This is a genomic window from Pseudomonas sp. Tul2A7, from assembly GCF_054790505.1.
On record NZ_CP186499.1, the window covers coordinates 4,515,296 to 4,535,990 of the forward strand.

At 58.6% G+C, this 20,695-nt stretch carries 15 protein-coding genes; 12 read left to right on the plus strand and 3 right to left on the minus strand.

Features of this window, described 5'->3' with window-relative positions; all coding sequences use genetic code 11:
• Positions 1-59 precede the first annotated feature (59 nt).
• Positions 60-1,898, minus strand: a complete 1,839-nt coding sequence (locus ACOYXJ_RS20305; RefSeq protein WP_460371197.1) for a sigma-54-dependent Fis family transcriptional regulator — start codon at positions 1,896-1,898, stop codon at positions 60-62.
• 381 nt (positions 1,899-2,279) lie between these two features.
• Between ACOYXJ_RS20305 and ACOYXJ_RS20310 the strand changes: the two genes are divergently transcribed.
• Genes ACOYXJ_RS20310 through ACOYXJ_RS20335 form a run of 6 tightly spaced genes read left to right on the plus strand, consistent with a single transcriptional unit; the run spans position 2,280 to position 8,229 of the window.
• Complete coding sequence (locus ACOYXJ_RS20310; RefSeq protein ID WP_064117772.1) at positions 2,280-3,374, plus strand: ABC transporter ATP-binding protein; 1,095 nt, start codon at positions 2,280-2,282, stop codon at positions 3,372-3,374.
• Positions 3,374-4,483, plus strand: a complete 1,110-nt coding sequence (locus tag ACOYXJ_RS20315) for an ABC transporter ATP-binding protein (RefSeq protein WP_038362660.1) — start codon at positions 3,374-3,376, stop codon at positions 4,481-4,483. The genes ACOYXJ_RS20310 and ACOYXJ_RS20315 overlap by 1 nt, the downstream gene beginning before the upstream one ends.
• Positions 4,480-5,346 carry a carbohydrate ABC transporter permease gene (locus tag ACOYXJ_RS20320; RefSeq protein ID WP_007912484.1) on the plus strand — a complete coding sequence of 289 codons (867 nt, stop codon included), beginning with the start codon at positions 4,480-4,482 and terminating at the stop codon, positions 5,344-5,346. The genes ACOYXJ_RS20315 and ACOYXJ_RS20320 overlap by 4 nt, the downstream gene beginning before the upstream one ends.
• A gap of 9 nt (positions 5,347-5,355) precedes the next feature.
• Positions 5,356-6,156: a carbohydrate ABC transporter permease gene (locus tag ACOYXJ_RS20325; RefSeq protein ID WP_090284391.1), complete on the plus strand. Its 801-nt coding sequence runs from the start codon at positions 5,356-5,358 to the stop codon at positions 6,154-6,156.
• A gap of 10 nt (positions 6,157-6,166) precedes the next feature.
• Positions 6,167-6,439, plus strand: a complete 273-nt coding sequence (locus ACOYXJ_RS20330) for a DUF2160 domain-containing protein (RefSeq protein WP_007912485.1) — start codon at positions 6,167-6,169, stop codon at positions 6,437-6,439.
• Between the two features lie 47 nt (positions 6,440-6,486).
• Complete coding sequence (locus ACOYXJ_RS20335) at positions 6,487-8,229, plus strand: ABC transporter substrate-binding protein (RefSeq protein ID WP_064389298.1); 1,743 nt, start codon at positions 6,487-6,489, stop codon at positions 8,227-8,229.
• Between the two features lie 395 nt (positions 8,230-8,624).
• Here ACOYXJ_RS20335 and ACOYXJ_RS20340 read toward each other — a convergent pair whose 3' ends face one another.
• Entirely contained in the window at positions 8,625-10,058 is a 1,434-nt protein-coding gene (locus tag ACOYXJ_RS20340) for a heavy metal sensor histidine kinase (protein WP_460371198.1), read from the minus strand.
• Positions 10,055-10,729, minus strand: coding sequence for a heavy metal response regulator transcription factor (locus ACOYXJ_RS20345; protein ID WP_095048087.1), 675 nt, complete (start codon positions 10,727-10,729; stop codon positions 10,055-10,057). The genes ACOYXJ_RS20340 and ACOYXJ_RS20345 overlap by 4 nt, the downstream gene beginning before the upstream one ends.
• Positions 10,730-11,268: 539 nt before the next feature.
• Between ACOYXJ_RS20345 and ACOYXJ_RS20350 the strand changes: the two genes are divergently transcribed.
• The 6 genes from ACOYXJ_RS20350 (at position 11,269) to ACOYXJ_RS20375 (ending at position 20,456) form a co-directional block, all read left to right on the plus strand.
• Positions 11,269-12,516, plus strand: a complete 1,248-nt coding sequence (locus ACOYXJ_RS20350) for a TolC family protein (RefSeq protein WP_460371199.1) — start codon at positions 11,269-11,271, stop codon at positions 12,514-12,516.
• Positions 12,517-12,565: 49 nt separating this feature from the next.
• Positions 12,566-13,753: an efflux RND transporter periplasmic adaptor subunit gene (locus ACOYXJ_RS20355; protein ID WP_460371200.1), complete on the plus strand. Its 1,188-nt coding sequence runs from the start codon at positions 12,566-12,568 to the stop codon at positions 13,751-13,753.
• Between the two features lie 14 nt (positions 13,754-13,767).
• Positions 13,768-16,908 (plus strand): CusA/CzcA family heavy metal efflux RND transporter, encoded by a 3,141-nt coding sequence (locus ACOYXJ_RS20360; protein WP_460371201.1) that lies wholly within the window; start codon positions 13,768-13,770, stop codon positions 16,906-16,908.
• Positions 16,909-16,978: 70 nt separating this feature from the next.
• On the plus strand, positions 16,979-19,621 hold the full coding sequence (locus tag ACOYXJ_RS20365) for an RHS repeat domain-containing protein (protein ID WP_460371202.1): 2,643 nt from the start codon (positions 16,979-16,981) through the stop codon (positions 19,619-19,621).
• A gap of 220 nt (positions 19,622-19,841) precedes the next feature.
• Positions 19,842-20,045: a co-regulatory protein PtrA N-terminal domain-containing protein gene (locus ACOYXJ_RS20370; protein ID WP_460371203.1), complete on the plus strand. Its 204-nt coding sequence runs from the start codon at positions 19,842-19,844 to the stop codon at positions 20,043-20,045.
• 78 nt (positions 20,046-20,123) lie between these two features.
• Positions 20,124-20,456 (plus strand): DUF2790 domain-containing protein, encoded by a 333-nt coding sequence (locus ACOYXJ_RS20375; protein WP_460371204.1) that lies wholly within the window; start codon positions 20,124-20,126, stop codon positions 20,454-20,456.
• The last annotated feature ends 239 nt before the right edge of the window (positions 20,457-20,695 follow it).

Here is a 20,695-nt window from a genome sequence, read left to right on the forward strand (position 1 = left end):
CACCTCGGTCGGCTCCCTCTACCTCCGGGAGAGGGCTGGGGTGAGGGGAAGGGGTTCACTCAACCTTCAATCTGCCGCAACCGCTTGTAGAGAGTATTGCGGCTCACCCCAAGCCTGCGTGCCAAATGGGAAATATTCCCCCCAGCCGCTTTCAACTCCCGGTTCAACGCTTCCACATCATTCAAATCCAGTCCCAACGGCGCCGCACTCTCCACCGGCTCCATCTCCAGATCAACAAAAAAATCATCCGGCAAATGCTCCAGCCTCACCGGCTGCTCCTCAGCCATCGCCAACGCCACTTGCATCACACTACTCACCTGACGCAAATTCCCCGGCCACGGATGACGACTGAACAGCTCTAACACTTCCTGGCTCAATCCCGCCCACTGCGTCGGCTCACGATGCTGTTCCCACAACCGTTTAAACAGTGCCTCCTTGTCACTGCGCTCCCGCAGCGGCGGCAGCTCCAGCGTCAGCCCACCAATGCGGTAATACAAATCCTCACGAAACCGCCCCAACTGCACTTGTTCGCGTAAAGATCGGTTAGTCGCCGAGATAATCCGCAAATCCACCGGGAACAAATCGCTACTGCCCACCGGCTGCACACAACGCTCCTGCAACACCCGCAACAACCGCGCCTGCGTCGGCAACGGCATATCGCCGATTTCATCAAGAAACAACGTGCCTTTATCCGCCTTGCGAATCAGCCCGATGCTGCCTTTCTGATTGGCGCCAGTGAACGCGCCTTTCTCATAGCCAAACAGTTCTGACTCAACCAGTTCGGCGGGGATCGCCGCGCAGTTGACGGCGATAAATGCCTGTTTACTGCGGGAGCTTGCTTGATGAAGGGCTTTGACGAAAACTTCCTTGCCGACCCCGGTTTCGCCATGGATCAGCAGCGGAATGTCTTTCTCCAGCAAACGCTCAGCCTGACGCACGGCTTTTTCCACGCGGCTGTCGCCGAAGTGCAGGGTGTTGAGACTGATGGCGGTGGGCGCGGCGGTTTTGGGTTCAGCAGCAAAAACGCGCGGTTGAACCGACGCCTGTTTCGGCCGCTTCAACAAACATTGAAACCTGTTACGCCCGGAGGTCTGCAAGGCAAACGGCAACCCGTCGGGCTGATTGATCAACTCCAGCAGCGACACCTTGAACAGACTTTCAACGCTGACCCGCGACAAGCGCACACCGAGCAGATTGTCGGCCCGACGATTGGCCGACAACACCTGTCCACTCTCATCAAAGATCAACAACCCGGCCCACTGACTGTCGAGGTTGTTCAACCCGGTGTTGAAGGTCAGTTGAAAGTGCTGGCCATGGAACAGGTTGAGGATCAGCCGGTTCTCCACGGTCTGGCTCATCATCTTGACCATGCCCAAGGTGTGCGAGGGCGGCAGGTAGCTGTCGCTGGACACGTCGAGCACCGCAATCACTTTGCGCTCGGCGTCGAAAATCGGCGCGGCGGAACCGGTCATGAAGCGGTTGGCTTTGAGAAAGTGTTCATCGTGTTCGATGTGCACGGCCTGCTCGCAGGCCAGCGCCGTGCCGATCGCATTGGTGCCGCTGCAGCGCTCCATCCAGCTCGCCCCCGCCTGAAAACCCCGGGCCAGATTCGGCTCGATAAAGCGTTGCGTGCCCCACGAGGTCAGGACCTGGCCCTGATTGTCGGCGAGCATGATCAGGCAGTTGGAATTGCTGAGGATGTTTTCGTAATAGGGCAGGACTTCCTGGTGCGTGGTCTGCACCAGTGAATGATGGCTGTCGAGCAACTGCGCGATGCCGGCGGCAGGCAATTGATCGAAGGCTGGCGTGCTTTGGTGGTCAAGACCGAACGCGCGGCAACGTTGCCAGGAAGTCTGGACGATCGCGTCGTGGGACAGCGGCGGGGCGGGTGCGGCCATGGCAGTGGGCCTCTGATGCAGCGATTTTTATTGTTGTTATGAACCCGATCTTCGAAACCTGCACAGATCCCCTGTAGGAGTGAGCCTGCTCGCGATAGCGGTCTATCAGACAAAATTGCATCGACTGACACACCGCTATCGCGAGCAGGCTCACTCCTACAGGGATCTTCGGCGTCCATGAGATCGGGGAAAAAGCGCTTATAGAGTGTTGTTCACTATTGTTCATTGTCAATCGCCCGACTGTTCAAATGTGTTCAGCAATGAACGCCTGTTCCCCACGCTTTCAACGATTTTCACGACAAATCAACCACTTGCCGTTTCTGGCACGAAACTCGCTTCTGTGCACAGGTCCCTTGACTCCAATAATAAAAAGGCCGAGCCATGTCACTCACCCTGGAGCACGTCAGCCGTACCGTCGAGGGCCAGACCTGGATCGACGATGCGTGTCTGAAATTCGAAGCCGGTTCCTTCAACGTTTTGCTCGGCCGCACGCTGTCCGGCAAAACCAGCCTCATGCGGTTAATGGCCGGTCTGGACAAGCCCGACAGCGGTCGCATCCTGATGAACGGCGTCGACGTCACCCAACGCCCGGTGCGGCTGCGCAACGTGTCGATGGTCTATCAGCAGTTCATCAATTACCCGACCATGACCGTGTTCGAGAACATTGCCTCGCCGCTGCGTCAGGCCGGGGTCTCGAAAGAGATCATCCACAGCAAAGTGCAGGAAACCGCGAAGATGCTGCGCATCGAGAAGTTTCTGCAGCGCTATCCGCTGGAACTGTCCGGCGGTCAACAGCAGCGCACCGCCATGGCCCGCGCATTGGTCAAAGACGCCGAGCTGATCCTCTTCGATGAGCCGCTGGTCAACCTCGACTACAAACTGCGCGAAGAGCTGCGTCAGGAAATGCGCGAGCTGTTCAAGGCGCGCCACACCATCGCCATTTACGCCACCACCGAACCCAACGAAGCGCTGGCCTTGGGCGGCACCACGACCATTCTTCACGAAGGCCGGGTGATTCAGAGCGGCCCGTCGACTTCGGTCTATCACCAGCCACAAACCGTGCTCGCCGCCGAACTGTTCTCCGAACCGCCGATCAACCTGATGCCCGGGCGCATTGCCGGCAACGAAGTGAGTTTTGCCAACTTCGTACACTTTCCGTTGAACGTCGATCTGCGTCCGGTGGGCGAGGGCGAGTTCCGTTTTGGCGTGCGCCCCAGTCACATCTCGCTGGTGCCGAGCAACGATGACGACCTTGAATTGGCGGTCACCGTCGAAGTCGCCGAGATCAGCGGTTCGGAAACCTTCCTGCACGTGCGCAACGAGCATTTCCTGCTGGTGCTGCACCTGCCCGGGGTTCACGAATACGACGTCGATGCGCCGATCCGCATCTATATTCCGACCCACAAACTGTTTGTTTTCGATGCGCAGGGCCGTCTGGTGCAAGCACCGGGCCGGCGTGTCGCGAGGGTTGCCTGATGGCCGAAATCCGTTTGCAGCACCTCGCCCACAGCTACAGCAAAACCCCGAGCGGCGCGGAGGATTACGCGATCCGCGAGATGGATCACGTCTGGGAGCAGGGCGGCGCTTACGCGTTGCTCGGGCCGTCGGGTTGCGGCAAGTCGACCTTGCTCAACATCATTTCCGGCCTGCTCAGCCCCTCGCAGGGCCACGTGTTGTTCGACGGCAAAGCGGTCAACGACCTGACGCCGGAGAAGCGCAACATCGCCCAGGTTTTCCAGTTCCCGGTGGTCTACGACACCATGACCGTGTTCGACAACCTCGCTTTCCCCCTGCGAAATCAGGGCATGGCCGAGGCGAAAGTGCACAGCAAGGTGCAGGAAATTGCCGAAGTCCTCGACCTGCAAAATCTGCTGAGCAAGAAGGCGCGCAACCTCACCGCCGACGAAAAACAGAAGGTCTCGATGGGCCGTGGTCTGGTCCGTGACGACGTTTCCGCAATCCTCTTCGACGAGCCGCTGACGGTGATCGACCCGCACCTGAAGTGGAAGCTGCGACGCAAGCTCAAGCAGATCCACGAGCAGTTCAACATCACCATGGTCTACGTCACCCACGATCAACTGGAAGCCTCGACCTTCGCCGACAAGATCGCGGTGATGTACGGCGGCCAGATTGTCCAGTTCGGCACGCCACGGGAATTGTTCGAGCGGCCGAGCCACACCTTTGTCGGCTATTTCATCGGCAGCCCCGGGATGAACCTGATCGACGTGCAGCCGCAGCCCGGCGGCGTTGGTTTCGCCTCGACGCATTTGCCGTTGTCCGACGCCATGCAACGCCATATCGAACACGGTCAGTGGAAGAATCTGAAGGTCGGCATCCGCCCCGAGTTTATTCATGTGTGGGACGAGCCGTTTGATGACGCGATGCAGGCCAGGGTCGTACACGTCGAAGACCTCGGCACCTACAAGATCATGACCCTCGACCTCGACGGCGCACCGCTGAAAGTACGTCTGGCCGAAGACAAACCGGTGCCGCAGGGCACGGCGTACATCAGTTTCCCGGCGCAGTGGCTGATGGTTTATGCCGATGAATTCCTGCTTGAAGCCGATGAAGAGGTGCAGCCATGAACAAGGTGCAGAACAACAAGGCCTGGTGGCTGGTGTTGCCGGTGTTCCTGCTGGTGGCATTCAGTGCGGTGATCCCGATGATGACCGTGGTCAACTATTCGGTGCAGGACATCTTCGACCAGTCCAGCCGCTACTTCGTCGGCGCTGACTGGTACAAGCAGGTTCTGCTCGATCCGCGTTTGCATGACTCATTGCTGCGCCAGTTCATCTATTCGGCGTGCGTGCTGCTGATCGAAATTCCCTTGGGCATCGCTGTTGCGCTGACGATGCCAACCAAGGGCCGCTGGTCATCGGTGGTGCTGATCATTCTGGCGATTCCGTTGCTGATTCCGTGGAACGTGGTTGGCACGATCTGGCAGATTTTCGGCCGCGCGGACATTGGCCTGCTCGGTTCCAGCCTCAACGCGATGGGCATCAGCTACAACTACGCGGCCAACACCATGGACGCCTGGGTGACGGTGCTGGTGATGGATGTCTGGCACTGGACTTCATTGGTGGCGCTGCTGTGTTTCTCCGGATTGCGCGCAATTCCCGACGTGTATTACCAGGCTGCGCGGATCGACCGGGCCTCGGCCTGGGCGGTGTTCCGCCATATCCAATTGCCCAAACTGAAGAGCGTGCTGCTGATCGCGGTGATGCTGCGCTTCATGGACAGTTTCATGATCTACACCGAGCCGTTCGTGCTCACCGGCGGCGGGCCGGGCAATGCCACGACCTTCTTGAGTCAGACGTTGACCCAGATGGCCGTAGGGCAATTCGACCTCGGTCCGGCAGCGGCGTTTTCGCTGGTGTACTTCCTGATCATCCTGTTGGTGTCCTGGCTGTTCTACACCGCCATGACGCACTCCGACGCCAACCGCTGAGGCCCGGCCATGAGCAAAAGAAAGCTTATTCCGTTGCTGGTGTACATCCTGTTCCTGCTGGTGCCGATCTACTGGCTGCTGAACATGTCGTTCAAGAGCAACACCGAAATCCTCGGCGGCCTGACACTTTTCCCACAGGCCTTTACGCTGGCGAACTACAAGGTGATCTTCACTGACCCGAGTTGGTACACCGGTTATCTCAACTCGCTGTATTACGTGAGTTTGAACACGGTGATCTCGCTGAGCGTGGCGTTGCCGGCGGCCTATGCGTTTTCGCGTTACCGCTTTCTCGGCGACAAGCACCTGTTTTTCTGGCTGCTGACCAACCGCATGGCGCCGCCGGCGGTGTTTCTGCTGCCGTTCTTCCAGCTGTATTCGTCGATTGGTCTGTTCGATACGCACATCGCCGTGGCCTTGGCGCACTGCCTGTTTAACGTGCCATTGGCGGTGTGGATTCTCGAAGGGTTCATGTCCGGGGTGCCGAAGGAAATCGACGAAACGGCCTACATTGACGGCTACAGTTTCCCCAAGTTCTTCGTGAAGATTTTCATCCCGCTGATCGGTTCCGGCATCGGCGTCACGGCGTTTTTCTGCTTTATGTTTTCCTGGGTCGAACTGCTGCTCGCACGCACGTTGACCTCGGTCAACGCCAAGCCGATTGCAGCGGTGATGACGCGCACGGTGTCCGCTTCGGGTATCGATTGGGGTGTGCTGGCAGCGGCGGGGGTGTTGACCATTCTCCCGGGCATGCTGGTGATCTGGTTTGTTCGCAACCACGTGGCCAAGGGCTTTGCCCTCGGTCGAGTCTGAGGAGCTGATGATGGAATGGATGAGCTGGACCACGCCTACCGCAGCATTCTTCATCGTCATCGGCCTGATTCTGGTCGGCATGACCACCTGGGAATTGCGTTCGCCGAGCATCCTGCGGCGAGGTTTTCTACCGATTGCCACCACCCGTGGCGATCGCTTGTTTATCGGTCTTCTCGGCAGCGCCTACCTGCATTTGCTGGTGATCGGCGCCACCGACTGGAGCATCTGGGTGGCGTCCGCGTTGTCCCTGGTGTGGCTGTTGGCTGTGATGCGTTGGGGCTAGTCGAGTCGTTCGGCAACGCGGCTCCACAACTTAAACAGGAGGTCTCTATGTTCGACAAAAACAATAAGCTGCGACATAGCATTTCATTGGCAGCCATGCTGGCACTCAGCGGTTTGAGCGCATCCGCCTGGGCCGATGCCTACGAGGACGCGGCGAAAAAATGGATCGGCAGTGAATTCAAACCGTCGACCCTGACGGCCGAGCAGCAACTCGAAGAGCTGAAGTGGTTCATCAAGGCGGCTGAACCGTTTCGCGGCATGGACATCAAGGTCGTTTCCGAGACCCTGACCACCCACGAATACGAGTCGAAAGTGCTCGCCAAGGCCTTCAGCGAAATCACCGGAATCAAGCTCACCCACGACCTGCTGCAAGAAGGCGACGTGGTCGAGAAAATGCAGACGGTGATGCAGTCCGACAAGAACATCTATGACGGCTGGGTTAACGACTCGGATCTGATCGGTACGCACTTTCGCTACGGCAAGACTGAATCGATCACCGACCTGATGGCCAACGAAGGCAAGAACTTCACCTCGCCGACGCTCGATATCAAGGACTTCATCGGCATCTCCTTCACCACCGCGCCGGACGGCAAGATCTATCAGCTGCCTGACCAGCAATTCGCCAACCTGTACTGGTTCCGCGCTGACTGGTTCGAACGTGCGGATCTGAAAGCCAAGTTCAAGGAAAAGTACGGCTACGAATTGGGCGTGCCGGTGAACTGGTCGGCCTATGAAGACATCGCCAAATTCTTCAGCGAAGACGTCAAGGAAATCGACGGCAAACGCGTTTACGGGCACATGGACTACGGCAAGAAAGACCCGTCACTGGGCTGGCGCTTTACCGATGCCTGGTTCTCCATGGCCGGTGGCGGCGACAAGGGCATACCCAACGGCTTGCCAGTGGACGAGTGGGGGATTCGTGTCGAGGACTGCCACCCGGTCGGCTCCAGCGTGACTCGCGGCGGCGACACCAATGGCCCGGCGGCAGTGTTCGCCACCACCAAGTATGTCGACTGGCTGAAGAAATACGCGCCACCGGAAGCGGCGGGCATGACTTTCTCCGAGTCCGGTCCGGTGCCGTCGCAGGGCAACATTGCTCAGCAGATTTTCTGGTACACCGCGTTCACCGCCGACATGACCAAACCGGGCCTGCCGGTGGTCAACGCCGACGGCACGCCGAAGTGGCGGATGGCACCATCGCCGCGTGGGCCGTATTGGGAAGAGGGCATGAAGCTCGGGTATCAGGACGTGGGTTCGTGGACGTTCATGAAATCCACGCCTGAGAAACAGAAGCTGGCAGCGTGGTTGTACGCGCAGTTCGTCACCTCGAAAACCGTGTCGCTGAAGAAAACCATCGTCGGCCTGACGCCGATTCGCGAGTCGGACATCAACTCGCAGGCGATGACCGATCTGGCGCCGAAACTCGGTGGTCTGGTCGAGTTCTACCGCAGCCCGGCCCGCGTGCAATGGACCCCGACCGGGACCAACGTGCCGGACTATCCGCGTCTGGCGCAACTGTGGTGGAGCCACATCGCCGAAGCGGCCAGCGGCGAGAAGACCCCGCAACAGGCGCTCGATGGTCTGGCCAAGGATCAGGACGCGATCATGACCCGCCTCGAACGCTCCAAGGCCCAAGCGGTTTGTGCACCGAAGATGAATCCGGAGCGCGACGCGCAGTACTGGTTCGATCAACCGGGCGCACCGAAACCGAAATTGGCCAACGAGAAGCCGAAAGGCGAGACCGTGAGCTACAACGAACTGCTGAAATCCTGGGCGGATGCGCGTAAGTGATGTTGGAAATGTGAAAGGCGAACGGCACCGTAAGGTGCCGTTTTCTTTCGCGCCTGATCTACCGCTTTCGCTTGCAGGCAAGCTCCCACAGGTTTCTGCGTCGCTCACAAATTCCGAGTGCACCCGAAACCACTGTGGGAGCTTGCCTGCAAGCGATTGCTTACTGACATTCAACATGGATATCGCCTGATCCGACGCTTTCGCGAGCAAGCTCGCTCCCACAGGTTTTGGCGGCGTCCACATATTTTGTGGATGACTACTGCCCCTGTGGGAGCGAGCCTGCTCGCGAAGGCTGAGTATCAGGCAGTGCAGATGTTGCAGGACCCACCGCGATCGCGAGCAGACGAAGGCCTGCAGGTTTCAGTGGTGCCCACAAAACCTGAGTACCCCGCAAATCACTGTGGGAGCTTGCCTGCAAGCGAAGGGGCCATTGTCGGCACCGCAGGAAACCCAAGCCGGAACACGGTCATCGCCCCCGGCAAACTCTTCACCTCCGCCACACCCTGATGCAGGCTCATGATCGAGCGCACGATCGCCAGCCCCAATCCGGTGCTGCCCTGCGAGCGCGAGCGGCTGCTGTCGACACGGTAGAAGCGGTCGAACAGATGTGGCAAATGCTGCGCTTCAATCCCGGCGCCGGGGTTGCTGACCAGGAGGGAGGCCTGGGTCGCTCCTTGTTCGATCAGCAACGTCACGGTTTTGCCGTTCGGGCAGTGGCGCAGCGCATTCGACAACAGATTGGAGATCGCCCGCTGAATCATCAGCCGATCGCCCATTACCGTCGCACTGCCAACGACGTTCAAGTGAATGTTCTTATCCTGCGCCGACAACGAAAACATCTCGGCCACTTTCGCGACTTCAACCTCCAGCGCCACCGCTTCAAACGGCGCCAGCGCCGACGGATGACTGACCTGCGCCAGAAACAACATGTCCGAGACAATCCGCGCCACGCGCTCCAGTTCCTCGGTGCATGACACCAACACATCTTTGTACTCATCCACCGAGCGCTCGCGCGAAAGGGTCACCTGCGCCTTGCCCATCAGGTTATTGATCGGCGTACGCAGCTCATGCGCCAGGTCATCGGAAAATTGCGATAACTGCTGCACCCCGGCATCCAGCCGATGCAGCATGAAGTTGATGCCCTGCGCCAGTTCACTCAACTCTTGCGGCATGTTTACCACCGACAGCCGGTGTTCCAGGTCCTGGGTCGAGACCATTGCCGCCACTTTGCGAAATTCGCGCAGCGGTGCTAACCCACGCTGCACCGCGCCCCAGGCCGTCAGGCCGATAAACACCAGCAGCAACGGCAAGGCAATCAGCGTCGAGCGCAGATACGCGCTGAGCAAAGCCTGATCATGGGCGTTGTCCATCGACAGCAGCACCGGCACGCTGTTGCCGTCCTTGAGACGAATCAGCTTGGACACGGTGAGGAATTTCGCCCCTTCGGCATCAATGCTGTCGGAGTAGGTCAATTGATCAGTGGTTGCCCGCACTGCCTTCAATTCAACCCGTGGATCAGTCAAGCCACTGCCGGATTTGAGCAGCGGTGAGCGCAGATTCAAGCGGTCATAAATCGTCAACGTCAGGTTGTCATGGCCCATGACCTGATCGAGCAGAATATGCGGCTTGCCGCTGATTTCATTGGCGTCGACGTACAGCGACAGGCTGTGTTCGACCTGCGCCATCTTCTTTTCCAGGCTGTCCCGAAATAGCGCGTTCAGTTCATGAGTCAACGCGAAATAGGCGAGGATCGCCAGAAACACCACCAACAGTGCGCCGAGAATACTCACCGTCAAACCAAGGCGCATCGACAGGCTGGAGGGCTTCATTCCCGTGCCTCCAGCACATAGCCGACACCGCGCAGGGTGTGGATCAGTTTGCTGTCGAACGGGTCGTCGATCTTCGCCCGCAAACGGCGGATCGACACTTCGACCACGTTGGTGTCGCAATCGAAATTCATGTCCCACACCAGCGAGATGATTTGTGTGCGCGTCAGTACTTCGCCGGACTGGCGCATCAGCAGGTGCAGCAGGGCGAATTCCTTGGTGGTCAGGTCGATACGCTGTTGCCCGCGAAACGCGCGATGGCGGCCCGGATCGAGTTCCAGATCGGCCACTTTCAACACCTGCGGCACCGGGATGTTTTCGCTGCGACGCATCAACGTACGCACCCGCGCCAGCAATTCGGGAAACTCGAAAGGCTTGACCAGATAATCGTCGGCGCCCAGATCGAGGCCGCGAATCTTGTCGGCCAGACGCCCGCGCGCGGTGAGCATCATCACCCGCGTCGAATGGGTGCGACGCAGTTGTTCCAGCACGCCCCAGCCGTCGAGTTCCGGCAGGTTCACGTCGAGAATAATCAGGTCATAGGCCTGTTGTTGCGCCAGATGCAGGCCATCGGCACCGGTGGCGGCGTGGTCAACGACATAACCACTTTCGGTCAAACCCTGATGCAAGTATTCGGCAGCTTTAAGCTCGTCCTCGACGACAAGGATTCGCATGATCTTTCACCACTTTTATTTAATGGGTATTTAGTTAAAAAGGCCCCTCACCCTAGCCCTCTCCCGGAGGGGAGGGGAGGGGACTGAATGCGGGATATTTCAGAACTACGCCGACGTGAAAAAACTTTACTGAATCCATAATCGACTTGATTTAACAGGTCGATGGAAAGTGTCAGACACCTCGGTCAGCTCCCTCTCCCCCCGGGAGAGGGCTGGGGTGAGGGGAGTGCGGACAATAAAGGTTGTAGTGGCTACAGGGTCAACCACCAAGCGCTTTAAAACGGTGCTCTGCGACAGCCGGTCGCAGCACAAGCCACAAAATCCCTATGACTTTTATTCCGGCAAGTGCAATTCAGCAGATAACTAGCGCGTTTTTGTTTCGATGTATTTCGATAACGCCGCCAGCACTTCGCATCCTAGAACAAAACAACTTCGGAAAACCGTGGATAACGGATTTGTAATATTCCAGTCACCTTGCCGATAAGTTCAAAACCCTACCGTGGCGGCATCCGAGATTATTGAATAAAGGAAGTCTTCCATTGCCCGGTTTAATAGAACTGACGGCGCGATCACGCCTGAAAAAAACTGCCAGCGGCATCCTGTTGCTGGCCTGTACCAGCCTTGCGAACGCGGCGCCCCTGACGCTGGATCAAGCCCTGCAAAGCGCCTTCGCCAGCAACCCGGATTTAGCCGCCGCGCAATGGGAAATCGGCATTGCCGAAGGTGACCGCCAACAGGCCGGGCTGATCCCCAATCCCGAAGTGTCGTGGGAGGCCGAGGACACCCGTCGCAATTCGCGCACCACCACGGTAATGCTCAGTCAGCCAATCGAACTGGGCGGCAAACGCGGCGCGCGCATCGACGTCGCCAGCCGTGCGCAAGATGCCGCCGGTATCGAACTGGAGCGCAAGCGCAATGCCCTGCGCGCCGATGTCATTCAGGCGTTCAACAGCGCGCAAACCGCGCAGCAACGTTTGCAGCTGTCGCGCCAGTCGCTGCAATTGGCCGAGCACGGTGTGCGCGTGGCGCAAGGCCGGATCGAAGCAGGCAAATCATCACCGGTCGAAGGCACGCGGGCGCAAGTGCAGCTCTCCCAAGTGCGCCTTGAATTGAGCCGCGCCGAGCGCGATCAGGCCAATGCCTATCAGCAATTGGCGCAAGTCATGGGCGCGCCGCTACCGACCTCGACCAAGGTGCAGGCGCCCACGCAAAGCATGCCGGCCGTACCACCACCGACACGATTGCTCGAGCGTTTGAACGACACCGCCGAACTGCGTCTGGCCAAGTTGCAGATCGATCAGCGTGAAGCATCGTTGGGCCTGGAAAAGTCCCAGCGCATTCCCGATCTCACCGTGAGCATCGGCAGCCAGTACAGCGAAACCGAGCGCGAGCGGGTCAACGTAGTCGGGCTGTCGATGCCGATTCCGCTGTTCAACCGCAATCAGGGCAACGTGCTCGCCGCCGCCCGCCGCACCGATCAGGCGCGGGATCTGCGCAACGCCACCGAGCTGCGATTGCGCACGGAAATCCAGACCAGTCTCGAGCAATGGCAGACCGCCAACGGCGAGGTCACTGCGTTCAACCAGACCATCCTGCCCGCCGCACAAAGTGCGGTCGACAGCGCCACCCGTGGTTTCGAAATGGGCAAGTTCGGCTTCCTCGATGTACTCGACGCCCAGCGCACGCTGATCAGCGCTCGCAGCCAATACATCCAGGCCGTCAGCGAAGCGACCGACGCCCGCGTGCGCATTGAACGGATCTTCGGCGACCTCAGCGTCAGCCCTTGAATTTCACTTTTCAGACAACTGCGCGCAGGTATGACGCAGAGGAGTTTCCATGGATAAAAAATTGATGATTGTCGCGGTGGCGACGTTGGCGCTGGGCATTGGTATCGGCTCGCAGTGGTCAGCCAACTCAAGCATCGACGCGCATGCCGATGAGGCTTCCGAACATGCCGATCACGCTGAAGAAGGTGCAGCGGCTGAACATGCCGAAGAAGGGCACATCGAATTGAGCGCCGAGCAGATCACGGCTGCCGGTATTCAACTCGCCCAAGCAAAAGCGCAGAACATCAGCCGCAGCCTGCCGTTCCCCGGCGAAGTGCGCTTTGACGAAGACCGCACCGCCCACGTCGTACCGCGCGTGCCGGGCGTGGTCGAGTCGGTGGCGGTCAACCTCGGGCAAACGGTGAAGAAGGGCCAGTTGCTGGCGGTGATCGCCAGTCAGCAGATCTCCGATCAACGCAGCGAACAGGCTGCCGCGCAGCGTCGCCTGGCCTTGGCGCGCACCACCTACGAGCGTGAGAAAAAGCTGTGGCAGGACAAGATCTCCGCCGAGCAGGATTTCCTCCAGGCGCGCCAGGCACTGCAAGAAGCCGAAATCGCCGTGAGCAATGCGCGGCAAAAGATCAGCGTGCTCAGCGGCAGCGTGGTCGCCACCGGCGGCAATCGCTACGAATTGCGCGCACCGTTCGACGGCGTGGTGGTGGAAAAACACCTGACGCCGGGCGAGGTGGTCGATGAAACCACCGCTGCATTCACCCTTTCGGATCTGTCGCGAGTGTGGGTGACATTCGGCGTTTCACCGAAGGATCTGAACAAGGTGCAAGTCGGCAAAGCGGTCACCGTCAGCGCCCCGGAATTGAACGCGGAAGTGGTCGGCAGCGTGGCTTACGTCGGCAGCTTGCTCGGCGAACAGACACGTACGGCAACCGTTCGCGTCACTCTGGAAAACCCCCAAGGCTCGTGGCGCCCGGGGTTGTTCGTCACTGCGCTGGTGGCGACCGACAGCCGCGAAGCGAAAGTCGCCGTGCCGGAAACCGCGATCCAGACCGTCGAGGACAAGCCCACGGTATTCGTGCGCACCGACGACGGTTTCGAAGCGCGCCCGGTTGAGCTGGGCCGCCGCGCCGCCGGCCATGTGGAAATCACCCAAGGCCTGGAACCGGGCGCGCAAGTCGCCAGCGCCGGCAGCTTCGTCCTCAAATCGGAACTGGGCAAAGCCTCAGCCGAGCACAGCCACTGATCCGGAAGACTCCCATGTTCGAACGCCTGATCCAGTTTGCCATCGAGCAGCGCATCATCGTCCTGCTCGCCGTTCTGCTCATGGCCGGCCTCGGTATCGCCAGTTATCAAAAACTGCCGATCGATGCCGTGCCGGACATCACCAACGTCCAGGTGCAAATCAACACCGGCGCCGCCGGATTCTCACCGCTGGAAACCGAGCAGCGCATCACCTTCCCGATTGAAACGGCGATGGCCGGTCTGCCGGCACTCGAACAGACCCGTTCACTGTCGCGCTCCGGCCTGTCGCAAGTCACGGTGATCTTCAAGGACGGCACCGACCTGTTCTTCGCCCGCCAATTGGTCAACGAGCGTCTGCAGATCGCCAAGGAGCAATTGCCCGAAGGTGCGGAAGCGGTCATGGGGCCGATTTCCACCGGCCTCGGCGAGATCTTCCTGTGGACCGTGGAAGCCAAGGAGGGCGCACTGAAGGACGACGGAACCGCTTACACGCCGACCGATCTGCGGGTGATTCAGGACTGGATCATCAAGCCGCAATTGCGCAACGTGCCGGGCGTGGCCGAGATCAACACCATCGGCGGTTTCGCCAAGGAATACCAGATCGCGCCGGATCCGAAACGCCTGGCCGCCTACAAGCTGACCCTTACCGATCTGGTCACTGCGCTCGAGCGTAACAACGCCAACGTCGGCGCTGGTTACATCGAACGCAGCGGCGAGCAATTGCTGATCCGCGCGCCGGGGCAAGTGGCGAGCACCGAGGACATCGCCAACATCGTCATGGCCAATGTCGACGGCACGCCGATCCGGGTGAAGAACGTCGCCAGCGTGGAAATCGGCCGCGAATTGCGCAGCGGTGCGGCCACAGAAAACGGCCGCGAAGTAGTGCTCGGCACCGTGTTCATGCTGATCGGCGAGAACAGCCGCACGGTCTCGCAAGCGGTCGCCGGCAAGCTCGAACAGATCAACAAATCTCTGCCGCAAGGCGTGATCGCCGTGCCGGTGTACGACCGCACGCACCTGGTCGACAAAGCCATCGCCACGGTGAAAAAGAACCTCATCGAAGGCGCGATTCTGGTGATCGCGATTCTGTTTCTGTTCCTCGGTAACATCCGCGCGGCGCTGATTACCGCGATGGTGATTCCGCTGTCGATGCTGTTCACTTTCACCGGGATGTTCAGCAACAAGGTCAGCGCCAACCTGATGAGCCTCGGCGCGCTGGACTTCGGCATCATCGTCGACGGCGCCGTGGTGATCGTCGAAAACACCCTGCGTCGACTCGCCCATGCGCAGCAGCATCACGGCCGTTTGCTGACTCGCGCCGAGCGTTTCAAGGAAGTCTTTGCCGCAGCGAAAGAGGCGCGGCGACCGCTGATTTTCGGCCAGTTGATCATCATGGTCGTGTACCTGCCGATCTTCGCGTTGAGCGGCGTCGAAGGGAAAATGTTCCACCCGATGGCGTTCACTGTGGTCATCGCTTTGCTTGGCGCGATGCTGTTGTCGGTGACCTTTGTGCCGGCGGCGATTGCGTTGTTCGTCACGGGCAAGGTCAAGGAAGAAGAGGGCGCGGTGATGCGCGGCGCACGTCACGTTTATGCGCCGGCGCTGGCATGGGTGATGTCCAATCGCGCGGTGGCCGTGAGCGCGGCGTTGGGCGTGATCGTGCTCAGTGGCGTGCTCACCAGCCGCATGGGCAGCGAGTTTGTACCGAGCCTCAGTGAGGGCGATTTTGCCCTGCAAGCGTTGCGTGTGCCGGGCACCAGCCTGACGCAATCGGTGGACATGCAGCAGCGGCTGGAAACGCTGATTCTGGCGAAGGTGCCGGAAGTCGAGCGTGTTTTTGCCCGAACTGGCACCGCCGAAATCGCCTCCGACCCGATGCCGCCGAACATCTCTGACAGCTACGTGATGCTCAAGCCGAAAGAGCAGTGGCCGGACCCGGGCAAGTCTCGCGAAACCTTGATGGTTGAACTGCAAACCGCCGCCGCGACGTTGCCGGGCAGTAACTATGAACTGTCGCAGCCGATCCAGTTGCGCTTTAACGAGCTGATCTCTGGTGTGCGCAGTGACGTCGCAGTGAAGGTGTTCGGTGATGATATAGACGTGCTCAATGCCACGGCTGCGAAAATTGCCGCCGCGATGCAGAAGGTCAACGGCGCCTCCGAGGTCAAGGTTGAGCAGACTACCGGCTTGCCGGTGCTGACCATCAACATTGATCGCGACAAGGCGGCGCGTTACGGGCTCAACGTCGGGGATGTGCAGGACACCATTGCCGTTGCAGTCGGCGGGCGTAAGGCCGGGACGTTGTATGAGGGGGATCGGCGTTTCGACATGGTCGTGCGCTTGTCAGATGCCATGCGCAAGGACATCGACGGACTGTCGGCGTTGTTGATTCCGGTGCCGGCGCCTTTGAATGGAGCGGCGAATCAAATCGGCTTTATCGCGCTGCAAGACGTCGCCAGCCTCGACCTGGTGCTCGGCCCGAATCAGGTCAGCCGCGAGAACGGCAAGCGTCTGGTGATCGTCAGCGCCAACGTGCGCGGGCGTGATATCGGCTCGTTTGTCAGCGAGGCCGGCGAAGTGATCGAGCGTGATGTGCAGGTCCCGGCCGGTTACTGGACCAGTTGGGGCGGCCAGTTCGAGCAGCTGCAATCGGCGGCCAAGCGCTTGCAGATTGTCGTGCCGGTTGCGCTGCTGCTGGTGTTCGGGCTGTTGTTCATGATGTTCAACAACCTGAAGGACGGTTTGCTGGTGTTTACCGGGATTCCGTTTGCGTTGACCGGTGGGGTCATGGCGCTGTGGTTGCGCGATATTCCGCTGTCGATATCGGCGGGTGTCGGGTTTATCGCGTTGTCCGGGGTGGCGGTGTTGAACGGCTTGGTGATGATTGCGTTTATTCGTAATTTGCGTGAGGAGGGGCGGTCGTTGTCGGACGCGATCCATGAGGGTGCGTTGACGCGTTTGCGGCCGGTGTTGATGACGGCGTTGGTGGCGTCGCTGGGGTTTATTCCGATGGCGCTGGCGACCGGCACAGGTGCGGAGGTGCAGCGGCCACTGGCGACCGTGGTGATCGGCGGGATTTTGTCCTCCACGATCCTGACGCTGCTGATCTTGCCGGCGCTCTATCAACTCGCCCATCGCCGGGATGGCACCTGTTAGTTCTTACAGTATCGGTAAACCGCAAAAGCGCTCATTCTTCACTCAAAGGTGAGAAAGGGCGCTTGTGAACATGAATATTCACCACGACACCGCCACGCCGACGCTATCGGTCATCGATTCCCGTTCGCTGATGATCCGCAGCGTCGGCTACTGCCGGCATCCGGACTCGCCCGACATCGACCCGCGCATTACCCGGCAAGTGTTCGATGCAGCGGGGCGTCAGGTGGCATCGTGGGATCCGCGATTGTGGGGAACGGCGCCGCAGCCGAACCTGGCCACCACGTACGGATTGAGCGGGCAGGCATTGCTGACGGACAGCGTCGACGCCGGGTGGCAATTGAGTCTGCCGGATCAGGCCGGCTCATTACGTTGCTCCTGGGACGCCCGAGGTAGCGAATGGCATCGTGATTATGACGACCTGCAGCGCCCGATTGTTGTGACGGAGCAGGCCCGTGGCGAACTGCCTCGTGTGGTTGAGCGATTGAGCTATGCCGATGCGGATGATGTCTTTGCCCAGCACAATCAGTGCGGTCGCCTGATCCGCCATGATGACCCGGCGGGGACCCGGCTCATCCATAACTATGGTCTGGCCGGTGCCGAGCTGGTGGAATCGCGGTGCATGCTGAGGGACCTCGATCTGCCCGACTGGCCCAGCGACCCTGAACACCGTGATGTGTTGCTGGAGGAGCAGTCCTACGTCACCCGCTACGTTTTCTATCCGACGGGCGAATTGAAAGAGCAGACCGATGCCATGGGCAATGTCCAGACCCGTCAATACAACGTGGCGGGCGAACTTTCCGCGACATGGCTTCTCCCTGCCGGTGAAGGTAAACAACCCAAATGCCTGGTCAGTGATATCCGTTACAACGCGCACGAACAGATTGAACGTGAAACTGCCGGTAATGGTGTTATCACCCAAGCGCAATACAGCCGTGATGACGGTCGGCTGCTCAGACTGGTCGCCAGTGTTGGCGCGCAAACTCCTTTGCAAGATTTAAATTACGTCTACGACCCGGTGGGCAATATCGTCAGCCTTGAAGACAAAACCCAGGCCGTGACTTACTTCAATCAGCAGCGCATCGAACCGGTCAGCCGCTATCGCTATGACAGCCGGTATCAAATGGTCGAAGCCAAGGGCTGGGAGGTCAGCCAGCCGAGCCATGGCCCGGCATTACCGGATCTGCTGCCCACACCGCTGGACCCCAATCAGCGGCGCAACTACACCCAGACATTCGCCTACGACGCGGCGGGCAATCTGCTCACCCGTCATCACAGCGGTGCGCCGGGTTTTTCGATGTTTACCTCTGCTTGCAGCAATCGAAGTCTGGCCCAGCGCGACGATGGTTCCCTGCCGGGAGAACCGCAGATTTCGGAAGGATTTGATCTCGCTGGCAATCAGTTGGAATTGCAGCGCGGACAGGCCATGAGCTGGGATGTGCGCAATCAACTGAGACGAGTGACGCTGGTGCAACGCCAGGACGAGCCGGATGACGACGAAGGTTATGTCTACGACCGACCCGGCCATCGGTTGCGTAAAACACGCCTCAGCCAGACATCCGGGCAGACGCTTAAATCAGAAGTGCGTTACCTGCCGGGTCTTGAAGTTCATCGCGAAACTACCGGTAAAGAGCGGCATGTCATCAGTGTCGAGGCCGGGCGTAATCAGGTGCGAATGCTGCATTGGCCTGATGGCGCGGAAAGCGATCAACTGCGTTACAGCCTGAGTGATCATCTCGGTTCCAGCACTCTGGAATTGGATGAGGGGGCGGGAGTATTAAGCCTGGAACACTATTACCCTTTTGGTGGCACGGCGTGCTGGGCAGGTAAAAGTGCGTTGGTGGCGAAGTACAAAACCATCCGTTATTCGGGTAAGGAACGCGATGCTACCGGGCTCTATTATTATGGTTATCGGTATTACGCACCATGGTTGCAGCGATGGGTGAATCCGGATCCAGCGTGGGACGTTGATGGGTTGAATTTGTTTCGTGTATTGAGGAACTCGCCCGTTTCCCTGCGGGAGTACACAGGACTTAGTCCGGTGCCTCCAAACAACGTAGCGACTAAGCAAGAGCGCCTTGATCAAGTTGATAATTTCTTGAATGACTTACCGCGTGACGCTCCTGATGCAATCCCCGAGATTAATACGGTGAAGGTCAATGAGGAGTTTTTGAGTCGTGTTTCTGATTATTTCCAGAATAACATTGCTCGAATTACGCAACTTAATACGCTTCTGGAGCACAAGCCTATAGACGCTGTAAAAATCAGCTCTGGCAGAATGATTTTTCCTGAAAACCATGGAAGTGACGGGCAGGTCATCAAGGATGAATTTATCAATGAATATCACCCGTCAGGCGTTTGGGTTTTCAGAGGTAATTATAAAGAAAGCAAAACGAAGCAGTTTTTTGCAAGTGATGTTCAGCTGGTTCAGGCTGCATATATGGGTATAACTGATTACCCATCCATGATGGTTCGTAATGAAGTGAAGAATAAGGAGACGTTGGCGGCAACCGAAAAATTTGCAAGTGATTCTATTGAGTTGAAAGAAGCTTTTTTCACAACGCCCAATGGGAAAAATACTGCGCAAATTTTGAAGGCCTTGGATATGGAAGCAACCAGCGTCAAAAGATCTGTTTCCCCTCATGCTGATTTTCCGAGTTTTTATATCGCTGTAAGACCAAAAGCTCGGGGCGGGATAGAAAAACCAAATCTTTGAGGAATCTGAAGCAGTCGCCTCAACTTTGCATCATGCAAGGATGCTCAGTAAAAACGAGCGCTCGCGCTCATCGCCAGTCAGGCAGGCTCCCACAGTTGGTTTTGTGTCCGGCTTCGAAAGAGTGCCCGATACATAACGGATATGTAATTTCCCCGCCACCGTCACGCAAGGTTCGGATTGTTACCTTGATCCCGTCAGTTACTTAAACGAGGAATCAACGATGAAACTTGCCCGACTCAGTGCTTTCGCCGCCGCTCTGGCGATCTCTTCCGTGGCGTTGGCCGAAGGCGGCGGTGACCGCACATTCGAGCGGATGATGAGCAGCAACGACCGCTCCATGGAACTGTTCGTCGCCAAGGAAAAAGCCGCCGGCAACCCGATTGTCGTCACTGACAAGAAAGACGACAAGACCCGCGATCTGTAAGCCTGCTGCACCTGAACAAGCCCGATATCGCGCATCGATGCCGGGCTTTTTTTACGCCCGGACGGGAAGGAAATGGATATGAAAGTACTCAAGTTGATCGCATTCGCCGCTGTCATGGCGATGTCTGTGAATGTGCTGGCTGAAGGTGGCGGTGACCGCACTTTCGAACGTGCACTCAGCGCCAACGCCAAAGCCATGGAACAGTACGCCGCCAACCAGGGCAAAGCGCCGCCGGTGGTGAAGGATTACGAATACGGAATGAAGCTGGACGTGGCCAAATTGGTGAGCGTGGTGAAGCCGCAGGCGGCGTGCAATGTCGTGCCCACCGCGATGACCTACGAGGACTCCAAAGGTCAGCTCTACACCATCAAGTACAGCGTGATGGGCGTGTGTCGGAACGGCGGGAGCTGAATCCTTTACGGCGAAACGCGGTCCCGTGTAGGAGCTGCCGAAGGCTGCGATCTTTTGACTTTGATTTTAAAGATCAAAAGATCGCAGCCTTCGGCAGCTCCTACACGTTCTGTATTTCAATTCGTGATGTTTAAAGGTTGTGTGGGAAGTGCGGAACCTTCCCACAATGTTTTCAGGTTGTCCGTCGGACGTCAGCTCTCTAGCCTGTGTGGGTCGCTGCCAATTCAGCGATCGGGATT